This is a genomic window from Burkholderia sp. Ac-20344, assembly GCF_017104975.1.
Lineage (GTDB): Bacteria > Pseudomonadota > Gammaproteobacteria > Burkholderiales > Burkholderiaceae > Burkholderia.
In genome coordinates, this window is sequence record NZ_JAAGPP010000001.1 from 91,800 (window position 1) to 111,986 (window position 20,187).

Genomic DNA, 20,187 nt, shown 5'->3' on the forward strand with positions numbered 1-20,187 from the left:
TTAACAGGCAGTTTCCCGTGGCGAATTTGCCGCGTCAAATAACGAAATCAGCGGAACATATGTCCGATTCGACTAAAAGCGATGCGCGCTCACGCCGCACGTCGGGACGCTTGACACTACGCGACGTGGCCGAGCACGTCGGCGTATCGCAGATCAGCGTGTCGCGCTATTTCCAGGATCCGGCGCGACTGTCCGAGCCGCTGCGCGAGCGGATCGCCGATGCGGTCGCCGAGCTCGGCTACGTGCCGAATCTCGTCGCCGGCGGCCTCGCCTCGGCGCGCAGCCGTGTCATCGGCATGGTCATTCCGAACATCTCGGGGCCGATCTTTGCGAACACGATCCAGAGCTTCAGCGACGAGGTCACAGCACACGGTTACCAGTTGCTGCTCGCATCGAGCTACTTCTCGACGGATCTCGAGGAGGACGCGGTGCGCGGATTGCTCGGGTGGTCGCCGGCGGCGCTCGTGCTCACGTCGCACTTCCATTCCCCGGGAACCGAGGAACTGATCGAACAAACGCAGGTGCCCGTGCTCGAAACGTGGGACTTCCAGCCGCGGCGCAAGCCGCTGCAGATCGGCTTCGCGCACCAGGAAGCCGGACGCATCGCGGCGCGTCATCTGGTCGAACGCGGCTATCGACGCATCGCGTTCGTGCTGAACAGCGTGGCGGGCGACGCAAGCGCGCTCGAGCGGCGCGATGGTTATACCGAGATCATGCGCGAGCATGGGCGTCAGCCGATCGTGTTTGCACCGACCGAAGCGCAGCCGATGCACGCAGGACGCGAGGCGCTGCTCGCACTGTGTTCCGCACGCCGCACGGCCGACGCGATCATCTTCGCGAACGACAACCTTGCCTTTGGTGCACTGCTGTCCGCGGGCGGCGCAGGCATCCGCGTGCCGGAACAATGCGCGATCGTCGGCTTCGGCGACTACCCGATGGCGGAGATGCTGGCGCCTAGCTTGACGACCGTGCGGCCACCTGCGCGTGAAATCGGCATCACGGCCGCCGCGCGGATCTTCCAGCTGCTGCAGGAGGATCCTCCGACGTTCGACACCCTTCGCAGAGGCCAGCAACCAATGTCGTGCCACCTCGTCGTCAGGGCGAGTAGTTAAGCACCGGAGGCAGTTAGCCGATTCACGGGGTTGCGCATGCCGACGGGTTCTGCATCAAACCGCGGTAGCTGTCAACGCCGCTTGAAATCTGACTCAGGGGTCAAGATTCGGTGGAAATCAACAGATCTCGATGAGCCGACGTGCAAACGCATGGGACAACGCACCGATGGAGAGCTTCTTTAAAACCCTGAAAGTGGAGCGCATTTACCAAACGCGCTACGAGACTCGCACTCAGGCCCGCCTGGATATCGTCGACCGGATTGAAGGCTATTACAATCGACAGCGCATACACACGTCGATCGACTACTGCACTCCCGTCGAGTACGAATCCCTACGCGCCGCCGCATGACACGCTGTACGTGAAAACGAGGCAGTGTCAAATACCACTGCTTGAACTCGTCGGGCGCCAGGTAGGCCAGACTCGAATGCGGCCAGATGGCATAGTAGTAACGCCGCCACTGCTCGATCACAACCTTCGCTTCCGTGCGCGTTCGAAACCATTCAAGGCTCAAGCATTCATCTCGGAACTTGCCGTTGAAGCTCTCATCCAGCACGAGATGATGTGGGCCGCACGCACGCCTACCTTCGCCAAGTCGCCCGCCGTCCTCAAGCGACTTCGCGAACACCGCAAGCTGCTCATCAATGTAAACGGCCCGACCGCAAATACGATCGGGCCGCCAAGTCCCGTCCTGCTCGTTATGCCGTCCGGTTCCTCAGAAAGAACCTTAACTGAACGGCATTACCCGTTGGGTTGCTAACTTTCGAGGCAAACCGTTAGCGTCAGCGAAAACGAGACGTCGTCACTCGCCCACGACATCCATCGATCCATCCAGCCATCGGACGATCCACGCGAGATTCTGCTCTTGTGGGTCGCACGCAAGCAAGCGCAGCACGCGACCCTCGCTGACCGGCGACTCGAGGGTGTCGAACTGATTCGAAACGAGCCCGACCGGAAACTCGTGCCCGACTCGTCTCGATACGCGCTTCAACGCATCTTCCAACTCAATTTCGAGATAGACGAACCGCAGCCCGGGAACACGCGCACGCAGCCGGGCGCGATAAGCGGCCCTCAGCGCCGAGCACGACAACACGACCGAAGCGGCTGGCGTCGTCATCATGCTTGCCAGCCGGTCCAGCCACGGCTCCCGATCGGAATCGCCCAGTGCAATGCCGTTGCGCATTTTGTGCTTGCTTTCCGGCAGGTGGTAATCGTCACCCTCGACGAACACGCCGCCGACGGCAGCCGCCAGCATCGCGCCAAGCGACGACTTCCCGCAACCGGACACGCCCATCACGACGATCCTGTGTCTCGTCTCTACAGATGCCATTCCGATCCTCATTGGCAAGCGCCGGGTGCCGACCGCCCCGGTCCGGATGGCGTGTTGCCGCGCCATCGAACGGCCACGTTACGAAACCGGCATGAACTTCAGCTGATTGATCGGCGTAACCTTGTCGGTCCGTACCAAGCCGTACGGCGTCTTCGGTCCCAACCATTTTTCGAAGATGGCCTGCATCGGCCCGCTCTGTTCGAGCGACGCCAGCGCCTGATTCACTGCGCCGAGCATCCCTTGCTCGTTCAAACGCAACCCGACGGCAATCGGCTCGATCAACATCGGCTCGGCCGCAATGGTAACCGCACCGTCCGTGCCCTCGACCTGTTTCGCGATCTTGATCGCCGTCATTTGGTTGGTCACGAAGCCCTTCACCTTGCCTTGCGCGAGGGCGAGAAACGCTGAACTCGTGTCGTGGAACGTCACCGCCTGGCCATCCTTGATCGACAGCGGGATCGATTGCGCCGACGTCGATCCATCGGCCGCGCTGATCTTCTGGCCCGTGAAATCGGCCAGCTTCTTCCCGCCGTCGGCCTTTTTCACGACCAGCACTTCCTTGGTCGAGTAATACGCATCGCTGAACGCGATTTGGGTCGCCCGTGTCTTCGTATAAGCGAGGTTGGCGACGACGATATCCACTCGCCCGAGCTTCAATTGCGGAATGCGCGCCTCGACGGCAAGCGGCGAGAGTTTCGCCTTCACGCCGATCTGCTTCGCGATCGCGTTGCAGAGGTCGACGTCCATCCCCTCGAGCTGGCGCGTTTGCGCGTTCGGATAGGAAAACGGCTCGACGTTCGAATACACGCCGCAGTTCAGTTCGCCGCGCTCCTTGACGTCGGCCAATTGATCGGCGCGAGCGGGTGCGACGTACATCAAGATGCCGATTGACAGTAGCATTCCCGCGATGACTTTCAACTTTTCCATCGTGTAACCCCTTGAGGCTTGACTGAAAAACATGTTTTGAAATGAACTACGGAGGACCTGCAGCGCCCGGCCGGCCAGCTCGCGATCAATGCGAACGAAGATCCGACAGGAATTTTTTCGCGCGATCGTGCTTCGGTGCCGAGAAGAACACGTCGGGTTCGGCCGTCTCGAGAATCGTTCCCGCGTCCATGAACCAGATGCGGTCGGCGACTTCGCGCGCAAACCCCATTTCGTGCGTCACGCACATCATCGTCATGCCTTCCTGCGCGAGACTCTTCATCACGCTCAGCACCTCGCCGACCATCTCCGGATCGAGCGCGCTGGTCGGTTCGTCGAACAACATCGCCGGCGGGTTCATCGCGAGTGCCCGCGCAATCGCGACGCGTTGTTGCTGCCCGCCCGACAACTGGGGCGGATAGGCGTTCGCCTTGTTCGACAGTCCGACACGGGCGAGCAAATCCAGCGCCTTGCTCTCCGCCTCTGCGCGCTTCACGCCACTGACGCGGATCGGCGCGAGCGTGATGTTCTCCAGTACCGACAGATGCGGGAAGAGATTGAATTGCTGGAACACGAACCCGACACGGCTTCGATATGCGTTCACGCTCATCTTCCGGTCGTGGATGTCCTGTTCGTCGAACGAAATCTTGCCGCGATTGATTTCTTCCAGCCGGTTGACCGTGCGAATCAGTGTCGACTTCCCGGAACCCGACGGCCCGCAAACAACCACCACTTCGCCCTTACGCACCTCAGCGTTGATGTCGACCAGCGCGTGATATTCGCCATACCACTTGTTGACGTTGGAAAACTTGATCATGCGAGTTCCTTGAGAGAGTCGGGTCACTCAGTTCCCCGTGGATACCGAGCCGGCCAGCGAAACCGCGTTCGCCGACTTCGCGCGGACGTTCATGCCGGCGCGCTTGCGCGTCACACGGCGTTCCAGGTATTGCGCGAACTGCGTCAGCGCATAACAGAGCGCGAAGTAGCAGAGCGCGAGGATCAGATAGACCGGGAACGGCTTCGTCAGCAGCCGGTTGTTGATCTGGTCGGCCGCGAACGAGATCTCCTGGACATTGATGATGTAGCCGAGCGACGTCTCCTTGATGGTCGATACGAACTGCGTCATCATGCTCGGCACCACGTTGTACAGGGTCTGCGGCAGGACCACGCAACGCATGGTCTTCAGGTAGCTCATGCCGAGCGCACGCGACGCCTCGATCTGCCCTTTCGGCAGCGCTTCGATGCCGCCGCGAATAATCTCACCGAGATACGCCGAGTCGTAGACGACGAGCGCGCACAGCATCGTGACGAACCCCGTTACCGGATAGCCGGTGAGCACGGGCACGAGGAAGTACACCCAGAACACGACCATCAGCAGCGGCACGCCGCGAACCGCATAAACGAGCGCGGTGGCCGGCGCGCGCAGCACCGGGAGCGGACTGATTCTCGCGAGCGCAACGAGGATCCCGAGCGGAAACGCGATCGCGAGCGCGGCGACGGAAAGCAGGATCGTCAGCACGATGCCGCCGAGTGGCCCATGCGGATACTGACCGATCAGCAACAGCGCCCAGTTGTCTCGAATGATCTCGAACATGGTCATTTCACTCCCGGAATACGGTAGAAGGCTGCGAGCCGTGCGCCCAGGAGCATGATCAGCAGCGAGATGGCCAGATACATCACGGTTGCAACGAAATACGATTCGAACGACAGGAACGTGTCGTTCTCGATCTGCCGCGTCACGTAAGTCAGCTCCGCGGCGCCGATCGCCATCGCGAGGCTCGTGTTCTTGAAGAGCAGCACCGCATGATTGACCATCGGTGGGATTGCGTTTCGCAGCGCCTGCGGCAGGACGACATGACGCATCCCCTTCAGGAAGTTCAGGCCGAGCGCGCGGCAGGCTTCGTACTGGCCGTACGGAACGGCGCGCAACCCGCTGCGGATGTCTTCCGAGAAATAGGCACCGCTGCACAACCCGATCGCGACGACCGCGAACACGAACTGGCCGTTGTACTGGTTGAGAAACGCCTGGATCCCCGCAGGCAGGATGTTCGAGATGCCGAAGTACCAGAACAGGATCTGCACGAGCATCGGCACGTTGCGGTGATACGCGACGAACGCGGCGACGAAGCGTTCCGCGATCCGGATATTCGTCATGCGAATCAACGTGAGGGTCAACCCGACCACGATCGACAGCAGCCACGCCGAAATGGCCATCAACAGCGTCAGCTCGATGCCGTGCAGAAACAGTGCACCGTAGTCGCCTCGCAGCACTGCAGAAAGGTCAAAATGCAGCTTCATAGTCCGCGCCTCTGAAATGAATCCGGATCAAGGCGTGTCGCGATGCGCGCCTCGCCATGACTTCGTTGTTCAACGCGGTGGCCGGCATCGACGACTGCGTTGAATTCATACTATCCCGCAAAAAAATCAGCTTGCAGACGCCTTTCCTCTGGTGCGATAAGTTCGAGCAATGACCGATCGATACACTCGCTCGAGCCCCGTGTGGCGGCGCTGTGCGCCACATCCCGGTTGACCGTCGCGCCCTCGGTCGGCGATGCGCTCGGGCAAATACCCATACGCCAATCGGTGCGCCAATGGCGGTTATCGACCGATGCGCGATGCGTCGGTCAACACCTGCGGATTGACTGGCGTCGGCGGCCGGCCGGCATGGGGGCCGGATCCCAGCGCCGCAATCAGGTTGTCGACGGCCAGCGATGCCATCGCCCGTCGCGTCGCCACCGATGCGCTGCCGATATGCGGCGTCAGCACCAGGTTCTTCTGCGCGAGCAATGCTGGACATACGACCGGCTCGCCCTCGAAGACATCGAGCCCCGCCGCGGCGATCGCGCCTTCGGCGAGCGCGGCAGCCAGTGCGCTGTCGTCGACCACGCCCCCCCGTGCGATATTCGTCAGCGTTGCCGTCGATTTCATCTGCCTGAGCTCGCGTGCGCCGATCGCATGATGTGAGGTCGACGAATACGGCACCACGATGATCAGGTGATCGGATTCGCGCAGCAGCGCGTCCTTGTCGACATAGCGCGCGCCGCATCCTGCCTCCACTTCCGGCGATAGTCGCGAGCGATTGTGATAGATCACGTTCATGCCGAAACCGAGCGCGCCGCGACGCGCGATCGCCTGGCCGATGCGGCCCATACCCAGTATCCCGAGCGTCGCGCCGTGAATGTCCGAGCCGACGAACATGTCGTAGCGTCCCGTCTTCGTCCACGCGCCGCTGCGCAGAAAGTGCTCGGACTCGGTGATGCGCCGTGCCGTCGCCATCATCAGCGCGAACCCGAAATCCGCGGTCGTGTCGGTCAGCACGTCCGGCGTGTTGGTCACGATCACGCCGCGCGCGGAGCACGCGTCGACATCGATGTTGTTGTAGCCGACCCCGATGTTGCAGACTGCCTCTAGCCCCGGGCAGGCATCGAGCAGGGGCGCGTCGATCCGGTCGCTGCCCGCGGTGACAGCACCGCGTTTCCCCTGCAGCCGGGCGATCAGTTCCGGTTGCGACCAGATCGTGTCGTCCGGGTTGTCGGTCACTTCGAAGGACTCCCGCAAACGGTCGACGATGTCGGGAAACGACGCACGGGTCACAAGAATCGACGCTCGCATGAGAACACTCCTTGCTGGATTTCAGTAAAGGTTGAATGTGGCGGACCGTGCCGGCCTCCGAGGCCGCACCGGTGCGCGTCGCATCGCGAATGCCATCGCCCGCGATGCGCGTGCGGGGCGGCGTCAGCCGAACGTGCCGACTTCGTGGGTCACGGCAGCAGAGATTTCGCGTATGGACTCGAACCACTGCCGCATCGGCGAGAAAATCTCGCGGTGCTCTCTCGCATAGGAACCCGGCGCGCGCGGCGCGGCGGGCTCGGCATACTCGTATTCGGCCGTGTCGTCCGTCCGCTCGGGAAATATCCGCGCGAGTACCGGCAGCACGGACGGCATGTCGAGGCCGACGATCGCCCGTTGCAGGTCGTCGACCGTCACATCGGGCCGCGGCGAAAACTCCGGAATCTCCGTCGCCTTCAACCAGACCAGCTGGATCAGCGCCAGCCGCAGCGCATGCAGCAGCATTTCGCGGTCGCTCATGCGCGTGCGATTCGGCCATACGGCGCGCAGCGCCAGATCGTCGGCCAACGCGCGGCGGAACATCGCCCGCGTCGCCGCGGACGCGCCGATCCGCTCGAGCATCGCGGCGACCGCGAGCATCGCGTCCCGCGCACTGCCATCCGCCGTGTGGAGCGCGCGGTCGAGCCACGTGCCGGGATCGAGTAGCGACGTCACGGCTCTCAGCACCTCGATGTCGGAGTGCGCGAACGCGGCTTCCGCGAGATCGAGCGCGCGCCTGAATCTGCGGCTGCGTTCACGCATCTCCATGAAGCCCTCCGGCTGCCGGGCCGCAGCGGCGCCCAAGCCATGCACGGTGTTCGCGCACCAGCCGAGCTGCTGCAGGATCGCATTGTTCGGGATAGCGCGCAGCTCGCTCGGGTGGCGAATCCGGGCGCGGAACGCGGCGCCGTCCGCTTGCCGCGCCGCGGGCCGCGAGCCCGTGCGGTCGAGCAGCGCGGGACCGAACGTGCTCAGCATCGCCGTATAGCCTGCGTCGTCGACGAGCGCCGTCATCGTCGCGCGGATCGAGCCGAAGAAATCGGCAGCGAAATCCGAATCGTCGTAGATCGGATCGTCGACCGGGCCGATCGCATGATGGAACGCATGCTCGGCGATCCTCGCGACCGTCGCGAGCGCCAGCGCCGGTGTGCCGAACAGAAGATAGCCGTCGCCGCCCTGGAATGCGCTCTCCTCCCGTACCTGCAACCCCCAATCGTTCAACGCATGGCGCGACGCCGTCGGCGACAGGTATTTGAGGCGGTCGGCGAGCGAGCCGGGATGCGCACCGCGGCCGACGCTTTCGCCGTGCGTGTCGAACAGCACGACCTCGATGCCGTCCAGCCCGTGGCGGGCGAGCATGCTGGTTATCTTCATCCTGAGTCGCTCGATCAGGTAGCTCGCTGCAAGCTGACCGACATAGCGGCCGGAATCCGAATAGCCGAATTGCAGTGCCAACCGCCCATGCGATTTCATGTAGGCGCGATAGTGCGGGCTGCGCAGCGCTTCATCGAGGACATGCGCGCCATGCTCGAGTGCCTCCTCGGTCTCGAACAGCGGGCTGATTTCCACGTGCCGCTCCACGCCGAAAAGCCGTGCAAGCCACAATGCGACCAGCAACGTGTATCCGCTCTCCGTCTCCGCGATCAGGAATCGAACCGGTGTCGCGCCGTCGATGTGCTTGACGAGCTGCGCGATCGCCATCATTGTCCGGGCTGCCGTCGACTGCTCCACGAGCAGCGAGCCGAAGTCGACCGGCAGCGGCAGCACCTTGTCCAGTTCGGCGTTGATCGCCGCCAGCATCGCGCGCCGGTGCATCGGCGCATCGACGGAATCGGCGATATTGAGCCTTTGACGCGCGGCGTTATGAAGCTGCGCGGCGTTCAGCCGGAAATGCGTATGCGCGAGCGCAAGCCCGTGCGATGCGAGGCCCGCGCGCGACACGGCCAGCGCCAGCCGGTCGCGATCGGGCGCAGCCGCGATCGCGTCGCGATAAAGCTCGTCCAGGGTAACCGGGTCCACCAGCGCGTCGTCGCGGTGCGCGACAAGCGCCTGTGCGAACCGGGAAGTCTGGCGCGCATCCGCGCCGTTCGGGCATGCCGCGATCTGGCGGTCCAGCACGTCGAGTGCCGTCGCGACACGTTCGGTCAGCTTCCGCGCACTGTTGACGGCGGACGTCTGCCGATGAATGCGCGCGAGCTGCAGGCGCTTGATCCGCAGGCGAAATCGCAGCGTATCCCACCAACCGATGTCGGTTCGCCCGTCGGTGTCGTAGCCGACCCAGGTCGACACGATCAACGGCCGCGGCACCAGCGCCAGCCAACGGTCGGGAAAGGCCCGGCGTGCCGCCGACAACAACGCGGCATTGAAGCGATCCAGCGCATCGCGGGCATGATCGATCGCCTGCACCGATTGCTCGAACTCCGCGTCGAGCGTGACCGTCCCCGGGCGATGCGACTCGAATCGCCGCGGCGCCGCGCCGCAAGCGCGATCGGCGAGATGGCGCGCGACCTCCGGATTCAGCGCGAAGGTCGGATGCCCGGTGAATACCGCCGCATAGCGGGTGCGCTCGGCGCGCGCGCGAAAGCCGTCCCAGTCGTTCGCGTCGCCCACGACACGACCGGCAATCGATTCGAGCGCCGCGTCGTTCGCGTCGACACCGACGCCGCCGACATAGGCGGCGATCCGCGCCGCCCGATCCGAGAACGCCTGATCGCGCAGCTGTCTCACCAGTTCGAGCGTGTCTTCGCCGCCGATTCGCCCATCGTCGATCGACTGCATGATCGCGCATGCGAGCGACAGCACCGGATTGGCGAACGGGTCGCCCTCCGAGCGCGCGCGCGTCGCGGCGGTCAGTGCCAGAAGCCGGTTCGCCAGCGCCGTGACGGCAACGCCTTCGCATGCTTCGCCGCGAGATTCCATCGCTCAGCCAGCCATATTCGCTTCGAACGCGTCGATCCACGAACGATCGAAGCGGCGTTCCCTGATCGACTGGATCGTGTCGGCTTCCTTGCGCATCTGCGCGCGCGCCTTCTCGATCAGGTATTCTGCTTCTTCCTGCGGAAACGCGACGAGGCCGTCGTCGTCGCCGACGACGATATCGCCGGGATGGATCACCAGGCCATCGATCGACACGGACACGTTGATCTCGCCTGGGCCGGCCTTGTAGGGCCCCTTGTGCGTGACGCCGCGCGCGAACACCGGGAAATCCTTCTCGCGAATCGCCGCGACGTCGCGAATCGCGCCGTCGAGCACGAGCCCGGCCACGCCGATGCTCTCCGCATACATCGACATGATTTCGCCGAGCAGTGCCTGGGTGACGTCGCCGCCGCCGTCGACGACCAGCACGTCGCCCGGCCGGCAATACTCGAACGCGCGGTGAATCGCGAGATTGTCGCCGCGGCGCACGCGTACCGTGACCGCGGTGCCGACCATCCCGCCCGACCGGTGGTACGGGCGCAACGCGGCTGTGCCGACGATGCGCCGCATGTTGTCGCTGATCAGCGCGGCCGGAATGTCGCGCAGCGCGTCGATGATCGCAGGATCGGCTTGCGGCGCCGACGCGTTCTTTCGGGAACCGATACGTTGTTGCATGATGTGCTCTCCGTACTTGTGGACGTGACCGAATCGATCCGCTTATGCGTCGCGCTTGACCGTCGTGAGGCCGCCCGGCACCTGCAGGGTCGGGAGGATTTCCATGTTGCTGATGTTGACCGCGAGCGGCGCGGCGATCGCGAACGCAATCGCATCGGCGATATCGGACGGCTGCGGCAGCTCGAAGCCTTCGATGAACTGCTTGCGCGCCGCTTCGATGTCGCCGTGCACGTGGCCAAAGATATCGGTCGCGACGCGTCCCGGGCAGATTTCCGTCACGCGCACGCGCCGGCCGGTCGCATCGACGCGAAGCTGTCGCGACAGCGCATGAATGGCCGCTTTCGTCGCGTGATAGATCGAGTTGCCGTTGAAGTTGTAGATCGCCGCAATCGAGCTGATGTTGACGATGTGCCCGCGGTCGCGCTCGACCATGCCCGGCATAGTGAGCCGCACGATATGCAGCACGGACTGCAGGTTGACTTCCACCTGCACGTCGATGTCGTCGGCGTTGGCGTCGAGAATCGACCCCTTGCGCGATACCCCCGCGTTGTTCACGACGATGTCGAATTCGACGTCCTGCGTCAGCTTCGTGACCGCGTCCAGGTCGCAGACGTCGATCACATGCGGAATGCAACCCGTGCGTTTCGCGAGCGCGTCGAGCCGGTCCGCGCTGCGCGCCAGTGCATGGACCTCGAGCCCTTCGCGGCAGAAGCGCTCGACGATCGCGGCGCCCATCCCCGTCGAAGCGCCCGTGACGAGTGCGGTTTTGTAATCGGAAAACGGCATGGTTCACCTCTGTGGAATCGCGTTGCATCGGTATGCCGATCAACGCTGCTGACAATGTATTCGGCGCCGCATTCGCGCGCCAAGACGGATTCGATGTGGTGCGATAAGCCGGACTTATGACGGCGAAGAACGCTTGACGAGATTCGATACCGGCACGACGCGCCCGCCCGCCGCTTCGATCGCACTGCGCACCATGCGCGCGAGTTCCACCGCGCCCGGCGTGTCGCCATGAAGCAGGATCGACCTCGCATTCATCCTGAGGGGGTTGCCCGCGATCGTGGTGACCGTACCCTCCTCGAGCAGTTGCTGCACGCGCGCGAGCACCGCCGCCCGGTCCTTGATCACCGCGCCCGCGAGCTTGCGGGACACGAGCGCGCCCTGATCGTCGTAGGCGCGATCGGCGAGGAAAGTATTCGCCGTGCGCACGCCGATCCGGTCGGCCGCTCGCTCGATCTCAGTGTTGGTCGACACGCTGATCACGAGATTCCGGTCGAATTCCGCAACCGCCCGCACCAGCGGCTCTGCGAGTTCATACGACGCGGCGGCCATGTTGCCGAGCGCGCCGTGAAAACTCATGTGGGTCAGGCGATGGCCCGCCGCGCGCGCGATCCCTTCGAGCGCGCCCATCTGGTACAGCACGTACTTCGCGAGTTCGAGCGGGTCCACCTGAATGGGCCGCCGCCCGAACCCCAGCAGATCGGGAAAGCCGACATGCGCGCCCAGGTCGATTCCCTTCGCGCCTGCAAGGCGCACAGTCCGGTCCATGATCACCGGGTCGCCCGCGTGATAACCGCACGCGATATTGATCGACGAAACGATATCGAACATCGCTTCGTCGTCGCCCATTCGGTACGGGCCGAATCCTTCGCCGACATCCGCATTCAGGTCAATTTCCATCATCTGCTCTCTCGATGCGTGGGAGGGGTGGCGGCGGCACGTCGGCAGCCAGTTCGAACAGCGGTGCCCCATACCCGACGAGGCCGCCCGGTTCCGCGTGAATCGCCGAGATCACGCCGCCGCGCTCCGCAACGACCGGCCGGTACAACTCGGCGATCTGCAGCAGACCGACGACGCTCCCGGCTTCGACACGATGACCGAGCGCGGCTTGCGGCGCGGCCCGGTCGGGATGCGTGGCCACGAAAATTCCGGTCGACGGCGACCTGACGATCGACGTCGGGCCGGCGACCTGCGACGGCGTCCCGATCGCACCCGTATCGCCCGTCGGCGCCGCGGGTTCGAGCGTCAGGCGGACCGTCGAACCCGCAAGCCGGATCTCCGCGAATTCGATCCCGGCGTCGGCGAGCCACGACGAGATCTGGCGAAGGTCTTGAATGTCCACTTCGTTGTTGTTTGTCATGAGTCAGTATTTCGACGCACGGAACAGCCCGGCGAGATTGCGGACCTTGGCGAGATAGCGCTCCACCTCGTCGAGCGCGGCAACCGCTTCTTCGTAGGTGGTCCTGGCAAAGCGGATCCGCGTGCCGATCCGGGCTTGCGCAAGCCGCCACAAATCGGCTTCGATCACCGTGCCGATCTTCGGATAACCGCCCGACGGCTGCGCGTCGCGCAGTTGGATGATCGGCTGGCCGCTGTGCGGCACCTGGATGACGCCCGGCACGATGCCGTGCGAGCGTTTCTCGATCGGCCGGCGGGCCGCAAGCGTCGGGCCGGCGAGCCGGTATCCGTATCGATCGCTCTGCGGCGTCACTTTCCAGCCTTCGCGCCAAAACGCGTCGAGCGAATCGGCTTCGTAGCATTCGTACTCGGCGGCCGGCAGCACCCGCACCACTGTGTCGCCGCCTTCGGCGGCCGGCGTGGCCGCGGGCGTCGGCAACAGGTACGCCGGCGGCACCGCGCCGAACCCGCCATTCGCGACGGACTGCAACGGTGCGCGCGCATCGAGCCCGATCGCATGGAGCACGTCACCTTTCTGCAACTGCCGTCCGTTGAATCCGCCGAACTCCCCGCGCAACTGCGTGCTGCGCGACCCGAGCACACGGGGCACGTCGACGCCGCCCGCAAGCGACAGGTAGCAGCGTGTTCCCGACGCGGGGATGCCGATCGTCAGCACTTCGCCCCGCCTCGCCTCGATCGTCCACCACGGCAGAATCGGCCGCTCGTCGAGCCGGGCCGCGCAATCGGCGCCCGTAATCGCAAACGCCAGATCCTCGAGGAAGCGCACGCGAAACGGAAACATCGGGATTTCGATCGCGGCCGCGTCGTCCGGATTGCCGAGCAGCAGGTTGCCGATCGCGAGCGCGACCCGGTCCATCACACCGGACGTGCCGACGCCGAAGCGCAGGTAGCCTTCGCGCCCGCGGTCCTGCACCGTCGCCAACGCGGATGAAGACAAGATCTCGATCATCGGACAATCCTTTCGGCACGGAAACGAATCATGTCGCCGGGGGCCAGCGTGGCCGGCCGCTCGCGTGCGGGGTCGAAGAACGTCATCGCCGTGCGGCCGATCGTGTTCCACCCGCTGGGGCCGGCGGACGCCGATACGCCCGTTTGCACGCCGCCGATCGAGACGGCGCCGCCCGGCAGCCCGAGTACGGGCACCTTGCGCCGCGGCGTGGCGATCCGCGGATCCATGCCGCCGAGATAGCAGTAGCCCGGATGGCTGCCGAGCGCGTAGACGGTGTAGAGCGGCGCGCAATGAATCTCGACGACCTCGTCGACCGACAGGCCCGTATGCGCGACCACGTCGTCGAGATGCGGTCCGAACTCCCCGCCGTACTGCACCGCGAGCTCGACCACGTTGCCCGCGATATCGAGTTCGCCAGCCGCATGCCATGCGTCGACCAGTTGCGCTTCCAGCGCGGCCGGGTCCTTCGGCGGATGCGTGAACGTCAGCATCAGGTTGGTCACGCCGGGCACGGCCTCGCGCACGCCGGACCACCCGCCGACCGTACGCGCGAGCGTCCAGATGCGACGCTGCACCCGCAGGTCGAGCGCGCCCGGCGCCTCGAACAGCATCGCGGTGGTGCCGAGCAGGCTGACGCACAGCGTTTGTTCCGATTCGTCCTGTTTCATTGCAAGAGCTTTTCCTTCCGGTTCGGCACACGCGACTGCCGAATCGTCATGCAGGCCGGGCGGCGCAGGCTCGATGATGCGAGTCATACGGCCTCCCGCGCGGCGAGCCAGCGTTCCAGGTGATGAATATCCACACCGCCGTCGCCGAACGCCGGATCGTCCAGGATCGCGCGATGAAGCGGCACGTTGGTCCGGATCCCTTCGATGCGCATCTCCGACAGCGCGACGCGCATCCGTGCAATCGCCTCGTCGCGGGTCGCGCCGTGCGTCACGACCTTCGCGATCAGCGAGTCGTAGTACGGCGGCACGACATGACCGGCGCTCAGGTGCGAATCCACGCGAATGCCGTTGCCGCCGGGCACTTCCCATTCGACGATCCGGCCCGGACACGGCGCGAAGGTGAACGGATCTTCCGCGTTGATCCGGCATTCGAGCGCGTGCCCGGCCGAGCGAAGGTCCGCTTGCGTCCACGTCAGCGCATGGCCTTGCGCGATGCGGATCTGCTCGCGCACGACGTCGATTCCGGTAATCGCCTCCGTCACCGGATGCTCGACTTGAAGCCGCGTGTTCATTTCGATGAAATAGAACCGGCCGTTCTCGAACAGGAACTCGAATGTCCCCGCGCCGCGATATCCGATCTGCCGGCACGCGGCCGCGCAACGCTCGCCCACCTCGCGAATCAGTCCGGGATCGATGTGTGGCGCGGGCGCCTCCTCGAGCACTTTCTGATGGCGCCGCTGCAGCGAACAGTCGCGCGACCCGAGCCACAGCGCTGTGCCATGCTGGTCGCAGAGCACCTGAATTTCCACGTGGCGAGGATGCTCGAGAAATTTTTCGACATAGAGTTCGGGCCTGCCGAACGCGCGCCGCGCTTCTTCGCGCGTCACGGCCACCGCATCGAGCAGTTGGGCCGCGGCGTGCACGACACGCATGCCGCGACCGCCGCCGCCGCCCGACGCCTTCACGATGACGGGATAACCGATCTCGGTCGCGATGTTGAGGATCTCGCCGGGATCGTCGGGCAGACTGCCGTCCGGTCCCGGCACGCAAGGCACGCCGGCCGCGCGCATCGCGCGTTTGGCCGCCACCTTGTCCCCCATGGTGCGAATCGATTCGGCCGTCGGCCCGATGAACGCCAGCCCGGCCGCCTCGACCTGTTCCGCGAACGCCGCGTTTTCGGACAGGAAGCCGTAGCCGGGGTGGATCGCCCCCGCGCCGCTCACGCGGGCGGCGAGCAGGATGGCCTCCTGGTTCAGATAGCTTCGATCCGGCGCCGCCGGTCCGATACAGAGGGCCTGGTCCGCCAGACGAACGTAGCGCGCACCGGCATCCGCCTCCGAATGAACGGCGACCGTCCGCAAGCCCAGCTCGCGGCACGCACGCTGAATCCGGAGCGCAATTTCGCCTCGATTCGCAATCAGCACCTTATCGAACATGGTCGCCCCGCTCGCCGGTTCCGATGGCGCCGCGGCCGTTCTCCGCCCGGCTGTCAGGAAAGAGGCGCATCATCGTTCGATCCTGAACAGCGGCTGGCCCGCTTCGACCTCGACACCGGAAGTCACGAGCACCTCGGCTATCCGGCCCTCGTATTCCGATTCGATCGCATGAAACACCTTCATCGCCTCGATCGTACAAAGCACCTGGCCGGCCTGTACATGATCGTCGGCATTGACGAAGTCCGGATCGTTCGGCGACGGCCGAAGATGCGCGACGCCAAACATCGGCGCACGCACGATGCTCGGCTCGACACGCATGTCGGGCGACGCGACCGGCAGCGGCGCCGCGTCCTGCGCGATGTGCGATTGCGGCTCGCGCGCGAAAGCCGCGTCGCGCGCCGGCGCGGCGGCGGCATCGCCCCGGTACCGCTTGACCAGCCTGACCTTGTCGTCGCCCTCGATCAATTCGAGTTCCAGGAGCGGCGAGTCCGCCAGCAGGTCGATTAGAGACTTAATCTTCTTGAGATCCATCGTTTGGCCCGTAGCCCGGTTGGCGAGCAACGGCGAACGGAGATTCGCCGCTGCGTACGTTGCGCGACGACGATCGCTGCGGCAGCTTCACCGGCTGTGCAGATCGCGTCGCGGCACGCCCCGCCGCCCCGCGCGCGGCGCCGGGCAACTGACGATGGATTCAATGTATCGGGCGCAGAAAAATTACGCCAAGACGGATTCGCTTTGTAGCGATAAGGCGAGCTTATGTATCCGCGGTATCCGCGTTCGGTTCCGAACGGGTGTCGAAAGCGAGATCGCCCGCGAGCTCAAGCAGGATGTCCTTGACCGCCGCGGCCGGCTCGGACAGCGGAAGATGGTCGGACAGGCAGACCGACAACGGAATCTTGATCACCGGCGACACGATACGGCACTGGACGACGTCGCCGGCCGCCGCGACGACGCGCGCGGTGGAATCCGGCAGGATCGTCGCGCCGATCCCGGCCCCGACGGCCGCGGACAGCGTCGTGGCCGACTCGATCTCGGCGATCACGTTCGGAATCATCTGCATCCGCGCGAAAGCCTCGTCGACGTATTTGCGCAGATAGTTGTACGGGCGCGGCAGCAACAGCGGCACATCGCGCAGCGCGGTCACGTCGATTTCGCCTGCCGCGATGCCCATGCTGCGCGGCGCGACGAGGAACAGTTCCTCGTTCATCAGCAGCTGGAACGACAGGCCATGCACGGGCTTGTCGCCGTACAGCACCGCCATGTCCATGCGGCCGTTCATGATCAGCTCGCTCAGCGTCGTGCCGAAATTTTCGTTGATGTACAGGAGGATCGACGGATGGCGCGCGCGGACCGCGCGCAACAGCGGCAGCGACAGCGCGGAGGCGCCGGTGCCGGGCGCAAGCCCGACCGAGACCTGGCCGGCCAGCGTCTGCCCCGCGCTCTTCACGTCGGCCTGTGCCTGCTCGAACTGGCGCAGGATGAGCTGCGCGTGGCGGTAGAGCGTCGCGCCGGCTTCCGTCGGCGTCACGCCGCGCTTCGTGCGGACGAGAAGCTGCTGCTGGAATTCGTCTTCCAGCGTGATCAACTGCTGGCTGAGCGCCGGCTGGGCGATGTGCAGCACCTCCGCCGCCTGCGTCAGGCTGCCGATGTCGACACTCTTCACGAAATACTTCAGGCGCCGCAGGTTCACGGTAATCAGGTCTTCGATGCAGGAATCGGCTAATGGTAGGACGAAGCCATCGGCCCGGAAAGTGGACAAAAACCCTACCGGCAGCGGGCGACGACGCGAATCGCGCCCGGGCATCGTCGAACGATTCGTCATAAGCGGATGCTCTCGCCCCAGCGGAAAGACGTCTTGGCGTGCGCGTTTTCGCCCGCTTACTGTTAAGGCTACTCATATTTCGTTCAGGAGCCTAAAGTGAGTGCATCGCGCATCGCCGCCCGTGTTCAGCGCATCAAACCCTCGCCGAGCAGCGCGGCGGCCGACCGGGCCGCCGAATTGCGGCGTCAAGGCAAGGCCGTCGTTAATCTCGTCGTCGGCGAACCCGACTTCGACACTCCCGCGCATATTCGCCAGGCCGCCGTCGATGCGATGGAACGCGGCGAAACCCGCTACACGCCGACCGCCGGCACGCCCGCGCTGCGTGCCGCGATCGCCGCGAAACTCGAACGCGAAAACGGCCTCACCTACGATCCGAAGCAGATCATCGTGACCTGCGGCGCGAAGCACGCGATCTTCAACGCGCTCGCGATCACCGTCGAATCCGGCGACGAGGTGCTGATCCCCGCGCCGTACTGGGTGTCCTATCCGGACATGACGCTCGCCTGCGACGGCGTGCCCGTCGTCGTGCCGTGCGCCGAAGCGCACGGCTTCAAGCTCACCGCGCCGGCGCTCGACGCCGCGATCACGCCGCGCACCAAGTGGCTGATCATCAATTCGCCGACCAATCCGACCGGCGCGGCGTATTCGGCAGACGAACTGCGCGCGCTCGCCGACGTGCTGCTGCGTCATCCTCACGTCCTCGTGATGATGGACGACATCTACGAGCACATTCGCTACACCGACGGCCGCACGCCGCATCTGCTGACGGTCGAGCCGGCCCTCGCGTCGCGCACGCTGGTCGTCAACGGCGTGTCGAAGACCTACGCGATGACGGGCTGGCGCATCGGTTATGCGGCGGGCCCGGCCGACCTGATCGCCGCGATGGACACGCTGCAGTCGCAATCGACCAGCAATGCCTGTTCGATCAGCCAGGCCGCCGCGCTTGCGGCGCTGACCGGCGACCAGATCTTCGTCGCGCAATCGGTGGGCGTCTATCAGGATCGCCGCGATCATGCGCTCGCCGCGCTCAATGCGATTCCCGGCATCAGTTGCGGCGCGCCCGACGGCGCGTTCTACCTGTACGTCAATTGCGGCGGGCTGCTCGGCAAGACCACGCCGCCCGGCAAACGGCTCGATACCGATTCGGACGTCGTTCTGTATCTACTCGAGCACGCGGGCGTAGCAGTGGTCGCGGGAACGTCGTACGGCCTCTCGCCTTATTTCCGGATGTCGATCGCCACCAGCGTGGACACCATCGGCGAGGGCTGCCGAAAGATCGCCGACGCGGTCCGTGCGCTGAACTGAGGGATCGGCCGGACTCGCCGCTGCGCTTTCCGTCCGCATGACATAAAGGCATGCCGCGCCTCCGGACGCGGCAGCCGTAGCCGATATCGCTTTACTTTCACTGACAAGGGGATGCAGATGAACACCAAAATATTAGTTACCCTAATCGGTTGCGGAATGCTCGTCACCGTGACGGCGCGCGCCCAGTCCAGCGTCACGCTCTACGGCATCATCGACGAGGCGATCCGGTTCGACACGCACCAGAACAAGACCGGCGGCAAGCTGTTCACGATGGGCAGCGGCGGGCAGATCCAGGGAAGCCGCTGGGGGCTGCTGGGTACGGAAGATCTCGGCGGCGGCTACAAGGCGATTTTCCAGCTCGAATCCGGCTTCACGCCGAATACCGGCGTGACGCAGCAGTCGACGCCGTCGGGCACGCCGAGGCTGTTCGGCCGGACCGCGATGGTCGGCCTGGCCACGCCGTACGGGACGCTGTCGGCCGGGCGCATGTATACGCTCGTTCACGAGATGGCATGGACGCATGATGCCTATGCCCTCTCCAACTTCACCGGCACGATCGGCTTCCAGGGCGCCGGCCTGACGGGCGGCGGCCGCCTCGACAATTCCGTGCGCTACACGTCCCCGACGATCGCCGGGTTCACGGGCAAGGCCTCGTTTACGTTCGGCCAGAACGCGGGCGATTTCCACCGCAATTCATCGCCGGCTGTCAGCCTGTCCTACGACAACGGTCCGTTGAGCGTCGGCGCCGCCTATCAGATCGTCAACGACATCGGCGGCCTGACGCCCGCGACGACGGCCTACGGCAGCACGTATTTCGGCATCACGATCCCGGACAGCTCACAGAAGGTCTTCACGGTCGGCGCGACCTATACGTTCAGCCGCGCGAAGATCTACGGCTCGTATATCTACAGCCACGTCTACCCCGCCGATTATCGAAACGACTCGTTCTCCGCCGCGATCGACTATTCCTTCACGCCCGCCCTCACGTTGAAGCTCCCGTTCTACGTCGATGTCGTGCATCACGCCGGCCAGAGCGGCACCCGCCTCACCGGCGGGCCGACGCTCGACTATGCGCTGAGCAAGCGGACCGACGTCTACGTCGGCGTCGACTACAACCATCTGACCGGCGCATGGACGAGCCTTGCGGCCGCACCCGGCTCGAATCAGCCGTTCTTCGGCTACAACTCGCTGTTCGAGGCCGCGATCGGCTTGCGACACAAGTTCTGACAATCGCACCAGGC

General features: G+C 64.8%; 19 protein-coding genes and 3 pseudogenes. 5 read left to right on the forward strand and 17 right to left on the reverse strand.

Going from position 1 to position 20,187, the window contains the following annotated elements:
- Positions 1-110: 110 nt before the first annotated feature.
- The gene (locus tag G3N64_RS00400) at positions 111-1,112 is read left to right on the forward strand and encodes a LacI family DNA-binding transcriptional regulator (protein ID WP_241020692.1); all 1,002 of its coding nucleotides are present in this window, start codon (positions 111-113) and stop codon (positions 1,110-1,112) included.
- Between the two features lie 124 nt (positions 1,113-1,236).
- A pseudogene (locus G3N64_RS00405) lies at positions 1,237-1,461 on the forward strand (IS3 family transposase); the annotation flags it as partial.
- A gap of 43 nt (positions 1,462-1,504) precedes the next feature.
- Here the strand turns inward: G3N64_RS00405 and G3N64_RS00410 are convergent.
- Positions 1,505-1,660 (reverse strand): annotated as a pseudogene (locus G3N64_RS00410) (transposase); the annotation flags it as partial.
- Here G3N64_RS00410 and G3N64_RS39525 point away from each other — a divergent pair.
- Positions 1,655-1,845, forward strand: a pseudogene (locus G3N64_RS39525) (DDE transposase); the annotation flags it as partial. The pseudogenes G3N64_RS00410 and G3N64_RS39525 overlap by 6 nt on opposite strands.
- Positions 1,846-1,912: 67 nt before the next feature.
- On the opposite strand, the gene G3N64_RS00415 reads toward G3N64_RS39525, so the two are convergent.
- From G3N64_RS00415 to nac, 16 genes are all read right to left on the reverse strand, one after another.
- A complete protein-coding gene (locus tag G3N64_RS00415) occupies positions 1,913-2,440 on the reverse strand; it encodes a gluconokinase, GntK/IdnK-type (RefSeq protein ID WP_241020693.1) in 528 nt (175 codons plus the stop codon).
- A gap of 78 nt (positions 2,441-2,518) precedes the next feature.
- On the reverse strand, positions 2,519-3,400 hold the full coding sequence (locus G3N64_RS00420; RefSeq protein ID WP_346778789.1) for a transporter substrate-binding domain-containing protein: 882 nt from the start codon (positions 3,398-3,400) through the stop codon (positions 2,519-2,521).
- A 52-nt stretch (positions 3,401-3,452) separates the two neighbouring features.
- Positions 3,453-4,181, reverse strand: a complete 729-nt coding sequence (locus G3N64_RS00425; RefSeq protein ID WP_205781819.1) for an amino acid ABC transporter ATP-binding protein — start codon at positions 4,179-4,181, stop codon at positions 3,453-3,455.
- 27 nt (positions 4,182-4,208) lie between these two features.
- Positions 4,209-4,958, reverse strand: coding sequence for an amino acid ABC transporter permease (locus G3N64_RS00430; RefSeq protein ID WP_205781820.1), 750 nt, complete (start codon positions 4,956-4,958; stop codon positions 4,209-4,211).
- A gap of 2 nt (positions 4,959-4,960) precedes the next feature.
- On the reverse strand, positions 4,961-5,662 hold the full coding sequence (locus G3N64_RS00435) for an amino acid ABC transporter permease (protein WP_205781821.1): 702 nt from the start codon (positions 5,660-5,662) through the stop codon (positions 4,961-4,963).
- Positions 5,663-5,962: 300 nt separating this feature from the next.
- The gene (locus tag G3N64_RS00440) at positions 5,963-6,976 is read right to left on the reverse strand and encodes a D-glycerate dehydrogenase (protein ID WP_205781822.1); all 1,014 of its coding nucleotides are present in this window, start codon (positions 6,974-6,976) and stop codon (positions 5,963-5,965) included.
- 123 nt (positions 6,977-7,099) lie between these two features.
- A complete protein-coding gene (locus tag G3N64_RS00445; RefSeq protein WP_205781823.1) occupies positions 7,100-9,892 on the reverse strand; it encodes a phosphoenolpyruvate carboxylase in 2,793 nt (930 codons plus the stop codon).
- A gap of 3 nt (positions 9,893-9,895) precedes the next feature.
- Positions 9,896-10,564 carry an RraA family protein gene (locus G3N64_RS00450; RefSeq protein ID WP_205781824.1) on the reverse strand — a complete coding sequence of 223 codons (669 nt, stop codon included), beginning with the start codon at positions 10,562-10,564 and terminating at the stop codon, positions 9,896-9,898.
- Positions 10,565-10,606: 42 nt separating this feature from the next.
- The gene (locus G3N64_RS00455) at positions 10,607-11,350 is read right to left on the reverse strand and encodes an SDR family oxidoreductase (protein ID WP_205781825.1); all 744 of its coding nucleotides are present in this window, start codon (positions 11,348-11,350) and stop codon (positions 10,607-10,609) included.
- A 114-nt stretch (positions 11,351-11,464) separates the two neighbouring features.
- Positions 11,465-12,247: a 5-oxoprolinase subunit PxpA gene (locus G3N64_RS00460; protein ID WP_205781889.1), complete on the reverse strand. Its 783-nt coding sequence runs from the start codon at positions 12,245-12,247 to the stop codon at positions 11,465-11,467.
- Complete coding sequence (locus tag G3N64_RS00465) at positions 12,237-12,707, reverse strand: hypothetical protein (protein WP_205781826.1); 471 nt, start codon at positions 12,705-12,707, stop codon at positions 12,237-12,239. The genes G3N64_RS00460 and G3N64_RS00465 overlap by 11 nt, the downstream gene beginning before the upstream one ends.
- Before the next feature lie 3 nt (positions 12,708-12,710).
- Positions 12,711-13,715, reverse strand: a complete 1,005-nt coding sequence (locus G3N64_RS00470) for a biotin-dependent carboxyltransferase family protein (RefSeq protein WP_205781827.1) — start codon at positions 13,713-13,715, stop codon at positions 12,711-12,713.
- Positions 13,712-14,383 carry a 5-oxoprolinase subunit PxpB gene (pxpB, locus tag G3N64_RS00475; protein ID WP_205781828.1) on the reverse strand — a complete coding sequence of 224 codons (672 nt, stop codon included), beginning with the start codon at positions 14,381-14,383 and terminating at the stop codon, positions 13,712-13,714. Before pxpB ends, G3N64_RS00470 begins: the two co-directional genes overlap by 4 nt.
- Positions 14,384-14,466: 83 nt before the next feature.
- Entirely contained in the window at positions 14,467-15,819 is a 1,353-nt protein-coding gene (gene accC, locus G3N64_RS00480; RefSeq protein WP_205781829.1) for an acetyl-CoA carboxylase biotin carboxylase subunit, read from the reverse strand.
- A gap of 69 nt (positions 15,820-15,888) precedes the next feature.
- The gene (locus tag G3N64_RS00485) at positions 15,889-16,380 is read right to left on the reverse strand and encodes a biotin/lipoyl-containing protein (RefSeq protein WP_205781830.1); all 492 of its coding nucleotides are present in this window, start codon (positions 16,378-16,380) and stop codon (positions 15,889-15,891) included.
- 193 nt (positions 16,381-16,573) lie between these two features.
- Positions 16,574-17,509, reverse strand: coding sequence for a nitrogen assimilation transcriptional regulator NAC (gene nac, locus G3N64_RS00490; protein WP_124646112.1), 936 nt, complete (start codon positions 17,507-17,509; stop codon positions 16,574-16,576).
- Positions 17,510-17,737: 228 nt separating this feature from the next.
- On the opposite strand from nac, the gene G3N64_RS00495 reads away from it, so the two are divergent.
- Both G3N64_RS00495 and G3N64_RS00500 read left to right on the forward strand, forming a co-directional pair.
- Positions 17,738-18,946 (forward strand): aspartate transaminase, encoded by a 1,209-nt coding sequence (locus tag G3N64_RS00495; protein WP_205781831.1) that lies wholly within the window; start codon positions 17,738-17,740, stop codon positions 18,944-18,946.
- A gap of 117 nt (positions 18,947-19,063) precedes the next feature.
- The gene (locus G3N64_RS00500) at positions 19,064-20,173 is read left to right on the forward strand and encodes a porin (protein ID WP_241020694.1); all 1,110 of its coding nucleotides are present in this window, start codon (positions 19,064-19,066) and stop codon (positions 20,171-20,173) included.
- Positions 20,174-20,187 lie beyond the last annotated feature (14 nt).